Source organism: Lactobacillus sp. UMNPBX16 (genome assembly GCF_002553775.1).
Classification (GTDB): Bacteria; Bacillota; Bacilli; order Lactobacillales; family Lactobacillaceae; genus Lactobacillus; species Lactobacillus crispatus.
In genome coordinates, this window is sequence record NZ_PCYU01000058.1 from 1 (window position 1) to 7814 (window position 7814).

Annotated in this window: 6 protein-coding genes, 1 pseudogene and 1 other annotated feature; all 7 genes and pseudogenes read left to right on the forward strand. The window is 36.7% G+C overall.

The window, feature by feature from the left end; translation table 11 throughout:
* The first annotated feature begins 233 nt into the window (after positions 1-233).
* Positions 234-1049: a Cof-type HAD-IIB family hydrolase gene (locus tag CP367_RS09805; RefSeq protein WP_005719852.1), complete on the forward strand. Its 816-nt coding sequence runs from the start codon at positions 234-236 to the stop codon at positions 1047-1049.
* 63 nt (positions 1050-1112) lie between these two features.
* Positions 1113-1368: a binding site (T-box leader), on the forward strand.
* A 77-nt stretch (positions 1369-1445) separates the two neighbouring features.
* Entirely contained in the window at positions 1446-3077 is a 1632-nt protein-coding gene (locus CP367_RS09810; RefSeq protein WP_089146237.1) for a peptide ABC transporter substrate-binding protein, read from the forward strand.
* 10 nt (positions 3078-3087) lie between these two features.
* On the forward strand, positions 3088-4293 hold the full coding sequence (locus CP367_RS09815; RefSeq protein WP_023488233.1) for an amidohydrolase family protein: 1206 nt from the start codon (positions 3088-3090) through the stop codon (positions 4291-4293).
* Between the two features lie 195 nt (positions 4294-4488).
* Positions 4489-5760, forward strand: coding sequence for a M20/M25/M40 family metallo-hydrolase (locus tag CP367_RS09820; RefSeq protein WP_098043562.1), 1272 nt, complete (start codon positions 4489-4491; stop codon positions 5758-5760).
* Positions 5757-6575, forward strand: a complete 819-nt coding sequence (locus tag CP367_RS09825; RefSeq protein ID WP_089146239.1) for a DUF3100 domain-containing protein — start codon at positions 5757-5759, stop codon at positions 6573-6575. Before CP367_RS09820 ends, CP367_RS09825 begins: the two co-directional genes overlap by 4 nt.
* Entirely contained in the window at positions 6568-7059 is a 492-nt protein-coding gene (locus CP367_RS09830) for a hypothetical protein (RefSeq protein ID WP_005727136.1), read from the forward strand. The genes CP367_RS09825 and CP367_RS09830 overlap by 8 nt, the downstream gene beginning before the upstream one ends.
* Positions 7060-7135: 76 nt before the next feature.
* A pseudogene (locus tag CP367_RS09835) lies at positions 7136-7555 on the forward strand (reverse transcriptase domain-containing protein); the annotation flags it as partial.
* Positions 7556-7814 lie beyond the last annotated feature (259 nt).

The following is a 7814-nucleotide window of genomic DNA, read 5'->3' on the forward strand; positions in this document are numbered from 1 at the left end:
GCAAAAAATTATACACTTAGCTTTTGACACTAACTTAGCATGATTTTTTACCGTCTTCAAGGCGCAAGAACGCTGTTATTTAAAGGCTTGCATGTCTATTATAACTATGTAATGAAAAATATTTTTACTATTTTGTAATCGCTTACACTTAGACGAATTATGTTATTTTACAAGATTTGTTGCCTTGCTAGGCTTGCGTGTCTCCGGTAAACTAAGCATGAAGAGGTGACTAGATGTATAAAATTATTGCGTGTGACTTAGATGAAACGTTGTTGAGCGCAGATACGCATGTCTCAGTAGAAAATAGAGAAGCGATTCAAAAAGCAGTTGCTCACGGTGTAAAATTTGTTCCTGCAACTGGACGAGGCTACGTTTCTGTCCAAAATACTTTAAAGGAAATAGGATTAGAGCAGGCAGCTAATGAATATGTGATTTCATTCAATGGTGCCAGCATTACAGAAAATAAGAATAATCGCGTGCTGTATTTTGACGGCTTGCCTAATGAAATTGCGGATCGGTTATATCGGCATGGGGTTGAACTAGATATTGCCATGCATGTTTACACTCAAGATATGGTATATACGTATCATATCGATGATGATGAACGTGCCTATATGACGGGACGACACCAGTTTAAAGAGATTGAAGATAAAGACTTGTCATTTTTGGAGGGGCAGAAAATTGCCAAGGTGCTCTATGAGAGTCTTGATAATAATTATTTGCACCGGATCGCCGCTGAATTAGGACCAATTACGCAAGAATTGGATATTTCATATTCATCTAATCGTTATTTAGAATTTAACCGTAAAGGTGTCAATAAAGGCGCGGGACTGATGAAGCTGGCTGAGCAGCTTAGGGTGCCGATTGAAGAAACAATTGCCATTGGTGATAATTTTAATGACTTGTCAATGATTCAGGCTGCTGGTGTGGGTGTTGGTGTGGCTAATGTCAATCCTGCTATGAAAGAGCAATGCGATTACATTACTCAGGCTGATAATAATCATGGTGCAGTTGCCGAGGCAATTGATCATTTTATTTTTAACAATTGAAAAAAATAAAAAAATAATTGACAGATTAAAAATACATGATATTATTGTTTACAACAAATAAAAAAAAGAGCTTTGATAAGGAAAGTAACTTAAGAAATGATTTGCAGAGAGTCTTCGGTTGGTGGAAGAAGATAATGATGAATTAAGTGAAAATCACCTTTGAGCTGAAAGTGCGATATTAGCATCTTCAGGGTCCGCCCTCTATAGCGGCGACGTATCGCTGATTCTAATTGAATTAGCTGCACGTGCATGAGGTAGAATTTTAGTGAGTATTATTCTACGAATAAATAGGTGGTACCGCGTTGAAGACGCCCTATTAGATCAATTGATCTAGTAGGGCGTTTTTTTATTATCATAAGCTTGTTGTCAATTTTTTGACTTATGGGAGAGATAAAAATGAGAAAAACATTGAAGCAATTATTTGGCACGACTGTAGTAGCACTTTTAGGAGTAAGTACTTTATCTGCATGTTCATCAAACAAGTCAGGTGCTAAAGCACTTAAGCAAGAATTGAACTGGATGACTACCTCAGAAATCCAAACTATGGATCCTTCAAAGATGGTAGATACAACTGGTAGTGAACAGGCATCTAATGTTTTTGAAGGGCTCAATAGACTGAATAAAGCGGGTAAAGTTGTATCTGGTGTGGCTACTAAAACTAATCAGAGTAAAGATGGTTTGACCTGGACTTTTACTTTAAGAAAGAATGCTAAGTGGTCTAATGGTGATCCAGTGACCGCTGAAGATTTTGTTTATTCTTTAAGACGGACACTTGATCCTAAGACACAATCACAACAGCAAAATGAGTGGTCAAATGTAGTTAATGCAGATGATGTTTTAGCTGGGAAAAAAGCTCCGTCGACTTTAGGTGTTGAAGCTAAGGGTAAATATGAATTGGTAGTTCACTTGAAACATCCCGTACCGTATTTTAAAGCCTTGTCAGTTGGTTGGAATCCGCAAAATAAACACGTAGTCGAAAAGTTTGGCAAAAAATATGGGACTGCATCTAAGTATATGGTTTACAATGGTCCGTTTGTTCAAAAAGGCTGGACTGGTTCAAGTCTTAACTGGAAGTTAGAAAAGAATGATCAATATTGGGACAAAGATAAAGTTAAATTGCAGACGGTTAATTATAGTGTACAAAAGACGCCTTCAACTGATTACAATCTGTATCAGGCTAACAAATTAGATGGTGCCTATCTTGATGTTCAGGCTTCAAAGAGACTGAAGGGTCAATCTGGTTATACAGTCTATAAACTAGATAGAACTGAATACTTGACTTTCAATGTATCCAAGCATCCAGAACTAGCTAATGTCGATTTTAGAAGAGCAGTTTCAATGGCACTTAACCGAGCTCAATTGGCTAAAACAGTTGGTGGTGCTAATACTGTAGCCCGAACTTTTGCTGGACCAAATGAATATGTTGATGGTAAGAATTTTGACCAGTATGTTGAAAGCAAAAATCCAGCTAATAAATATATGAATTATAACCCTGCAGGCGCTAAGAAACTTTATGATAGAGCATTAAAAGAATTGGGTAAGAATAAGTTGGCCTTTACCTTAATGGGTGACGATGATGACGTTTCTAAAAAGGTTTTAGAGTTTGTGCAAAGCCAGTTAGAAGATACCTTTGGCAAAAAAGTTGATGTAACTGTTAGAAGCATGCCGAAGACTACTAGAGTTAAGAAAATGCTCAATGGTGATTTCGAGGCAGTCTTTACTGGATTGACTTCGGGCTATTTAGATCCTAATTCACAATTGCACACAATGATGACAGGACAAAGTTATAACTTCGGTAAATGGTCTAACAAAGATTTTGACAAGTATATGAATAATTCAGATAAGGAATTAAATCCTACTAAGCGATTAGAAGATTTGTATAATGCAGAACGTGTTTTAACTGATCAACAAGGATTGACGCCATTATTCCATGATGGTCAAGCTTGGATGGTTCGACCAAGTGTTAAAAATGTAGAATTCTTGGGTGGTAATTTCAGCTTTAAGGATGCATCTGTAAGTAATAATTAGGAGAAAAATAATGACTAAAACAGCTTTTGTAAATTGTAATTTATTCGTTGGTAATGAAGATAATCTAGTAGATAATGCTTGGTTTGTCGTTGATGATGAAACAGGTAAATTGACCGATCAAGGTAAGGGAAAATGCACAGCAGATTTTGACAAACAAGTTGACCTTAAAGGGAAATATGTGATGAGCGGTTTGCTTAATTCACATACTCACATGGGGCTTGATTCTGACTTGAAGAAAAAATTTCCGACTACTGAAGCTTCGACTACTTATGCAGCACTGCGGGATCTGCGTGAAGCTTTACAAACTGGTGTGACTTATGTTCGTAGTTGTGGCACATCCTTTGATGTTGACTGTAAATTAGTGCAGATGCGCAAGCAGTATCCTTTTGAAGGTCCTCAAGTGATGCCAACTGGAATGACAATGTCAATTGTCGGCGGACATGGTGATTTCAAGGTGGGGTTAAATGGAGAGCAAAATGCTAGTCATTTGGTTAACGGTCCAGAGGACATGCGTAGAGCAGTCCGAGAACAATTTACCAAAGGTGCAAAAAATGTCAAGTTGATGGCTACCGGTGGAATTATGTCACTTGGGGATGAAGTAGATGATACTGAGCTTTCGCTTGAAGAAATGAAGATGGCAGTAGAAGAGGCTCATTCCAAGCATATGACAGTTTGTGCTCACGCCGAGGGACGACTTGGTATTCATTATGCAGTTGTTGCAGGAGTTGATTCTGTAGAACATGGTTTTTATTTAGATGATAATGACTTGGCTTTGATGAAAAAACAAGGTACATTTTTGTCACCAACATTGACTGCAGGTCGGACAATCGTCGTTCATGGAAAAGATGTTGTACCTGAGTTCTCATACCGCAAGATGTGTGCAGTAGTTGATGACTTTTATAATCATGTCGGCCATGCGATCAAGGAGGGGGTGAGACTGGCAATGGGGACAGACGCAGGAACATATTTCAATCGCTTCTCTGATACACCTAATGAATTAGTGGAATTGGTTAGAGCAGGAGCCACAAATTATCAAGCTTTAAGAGCAGGCGGCTTGGGTAGTGCTGAATTGCTTAAGGTTGATCAAGAATATGGTTCACTTGAAGTGGGCAAATATGCGGATTTCTTAGTTTTACGAGAGAATCCATTAGAAAATGTTGCTGCAGTCGGCCAAAAAGACAAGCAAGTTTACCAACATGGTTTACGTAAATTCTAAATATTTTTTACTACAAATAAAGCATCACTTGTGAGATTTTTCTTGTAAGTGATGCTTTATTTATGCTTATTGTTATTTAAAATACGAACTATTTATTTATTATAATTGAAAATTGTTCTTGCCTTAGCTTGAATATCGCTGTACTATTTAAACCATCAAATGTAATATTGATGATTTGAAAAAGTGGGGAATTGAATGTCGAGCTTTCAAGAATACTATCCAAGAATGCGGGAATTAGCAGATTATCTACTAAATAATCCGGAGTTGGGATATAAGGAGTATAAAACTTCTGAGGCGATAGAAGAAGCTATTCATGAAATCACTCCTATGGTAAAAGTCGAACATTTCTGCAATACAGGGATAAAAGTGGTGTTTAATAATCACCAAACTAAGACTATTGGAATTATTGCAGAACTAGATTCACTATGCCAGCCGGGGCATAGAAATGCTGATAGTGAAACAGGAGCAGCTCAAGCTTGTGGCCATTATACTCAGGTGACAATAGCTTTAGCGATTATGAATGAACTAGTGAAAAATAAACGAATTGGTGATTTTGGCGCTAACTTAGCATTTATTTTTACACCGGCTGAAGAATTTGTTGATTTGGAGTGGCGCAAAAAACAGAAAGCGGAAGGAAAAATCACTTATTTTGGTGGTAAACAAGAAGCAATTAAATTAGGTGTCTTTGATGATGTCGACTACTGTGTCTCAGTTCATGCTATAGGTGAAAATTTTGAGCGTAGGACTATTGAAATTAATTGTGATTTAGCTGGATTTAATTTTCAATACTTTGACTTCTTTGGTAAGGCGAGTCATGCAGCATTTGCTCCTGAAGAGGGGGTAAATGCACAGAGTATAGCCACCCTATTTACCACTGCTTTGGCCTTCAAACGTCAACAATTAAAAAATCCAAATCAAATTAGGTTTAATCCAGTGATGATAGGTGATAATACAGAATCGATTAATGTAATTCCCGATCATGTTAGCATGGGGACAGATATACGATACTTTGATGTCGAATATGCACAGCAACTAATGAAGCAATTCAATCAAGCAGCAGAAGGATGCTCCCTAGCTTTAGGCGGTAATTTTAATTCAGAAACACAGGTTGGCTATTTGCCTTTAAGGTCGAATAGAGACATGAATGCTTTAATAAAAAATGTATTTTTAAGGAATGACAAGATTTCAGAATTGATTGAAAACCGAGGCTATACCATGGCAGCTGGTGATATTGGTGATGTAAGTTATCTAATGCCAACTATTCAGATTGGATATGGTGGTTGGAATGGAACCATTCATGGCTCTGATTTTAAATTAGTTGATCCAGTTTTTGTACTGGACATATTCCCGGAATTTATCTTTAACAGTGTTTTAGAAATATCAAATAATCTTAATAAAATCAGGACTTATCGTAGAACAAATCAGGAATATCTTGAACAATTAAATAAAATGGGAGCAGAAAAATGAAATCTTTAAAAAATTATGGTCCATTAATTATTTTAGTGCTATTGATTGACACTATTGCGGAATTTATAGGGATGCAGGTTTTCAAAATTGGTAAAATTGAAGTTTCAATTCTATCATTAGTATTCGCAGTTATTTTAGCGATTATTATTTATTTACTTCCATTAAAGCCGATTAAGCAACTCTACAATGATAAAAGAGTAAAGTTTGCTGGAAAATATATGATTTTAATAATGTTGCCACTAATGGCACGTTATGGAGCAAATGTTGCACCTAAGATTAATGAAATTTTATCAGTAGGTTGGGTATTTCTCATTCATGAGTTAGGTAATTTAGGCACAATTTTATTTGGACTACCAGTAGCTTTATTACTAGGATTAAGACAAGAGGCCATTGGCTCAACATTGGGATTAGGCAGAGAAGGAGAACTAGCCTATATTAGTGAAAAATATACACTTGATTCACCGGAAGGTCGAGGAGTCCTAGGTATTTACTTAATTGGAACAATTTTTGGTTCGATTGTCTTCTCAATTTTAGCACCAGTTCTTTTGGGGATGGGCTTTAGTTATCAAGCTGTTGCGATGAGTTCTGGAGTAGGATCAAGTTCTATGATGACTGCAGCTTCTTCAGCTTTAGCAGCTCTGGTTCCTAAACATAGTGAGACGATTCTATCATTTGCGGCAGCAAGTCAGTTGTTAACTAGTTTTATTGGAACTTATATTATGTATTTCCTCGCAGTTCCTTTGCAAAGATTCATGTATGTTCACTTGACTAGTTTGCTTGATAAAAAGAAAGAAGTATACCCAGAACATGATTAGAGAAAATAATTTTTATAAATTAGGTAGAGATGCATTAATTTTATTGCTTAGTGTTAGTTTAGTTTTATTTGTTCAGTGGATTAAGTTAGTAAAAAATCCTAAGAGCACCCCAATTACACCTGATACTTTTGCCGGCCTAGGTCTATTATGGCTGTTTTCTCTGATTGGCATTATTATCAGTATGTTAATGAAACGAGTTCCGTGGAAGATTGTTAGAGGATTTCCCATTCTAGGCTGGGTGTCTATCGTTTCATTAGTTTTCTGTTTGCTTAGTCCATATTGTGTTCGTGTAATTAATGCAGTAGATTTTTTATCATTAACTACATCGGTATTAGCCTTTGCTGGAATTTCAGTAACTCATAGATTGAAGGATTTATCAAAGATTTCATGGAAGATCTTAATTGTGGCATTATTTGTCTTTTTCGGTATGTATTTCATGGATACTTTGATTTCTCAAATAGCTCTTAATTTGAGTGGAAAATAGAGAAAATATATAAAGCCACGCTCAACAGCGTTGCTTTTTGAAGTGTGTCGGGCATGACATTCATCTAGTCCAATGAAAGTTTGGCGTACCGCAAGGTGGACCGCTCTCGCCAATCCTATCCAATATCTATTTAGATAAAATGGACAAGGAATTGGAACAAAGAGGCTTGCGCTTTGTTCGCTATGTCGATGACTGCAATATCTTCGTCAAGAGTGGTAAATCGGCTAAGCGCGTGATGAAGTCAATTACATCATGGCTAGAAAGAAAACTGTTCTTAAAAGTTAACACTACTAAAACTAAAGTAGTTAGACCAACGAAGAGCAATTTCCTAGGCTTTACCTTCTGGAAAACGGGCGAAAACTGGCAAGCAAAGCCGGGAGACGACCGTAAAGCCAAGCTTTATGACAAGATTAGAGAATTGTTGAGTCGCCATAAAGCAGTTGCTCAAACTCTATCATTAGTCTTTACTAAGATAAATCAAGTGGTCAAAGGCTGGGGTGCAGGAGTTTTTGGCTTTAACGCAAAAGAAGTCGCAAAAATGTGGCAGGAGGCCTTTGATACTCCGACAAGCATCTCCACTTTGATTTACGCTGTTATTCCTGGCAGAAAGAATAAAGACGTGGTAGCTGATTTTAAGGATATTTTTGTTTAAATAGAAATTTTCTCTCAAATAACAATCCAAACAAAAAAGACGAGCCAACGCCCGTCTTTTTATTTTCTTGAAATAAATTTTTACGAAAATTGCAATTTCAAAT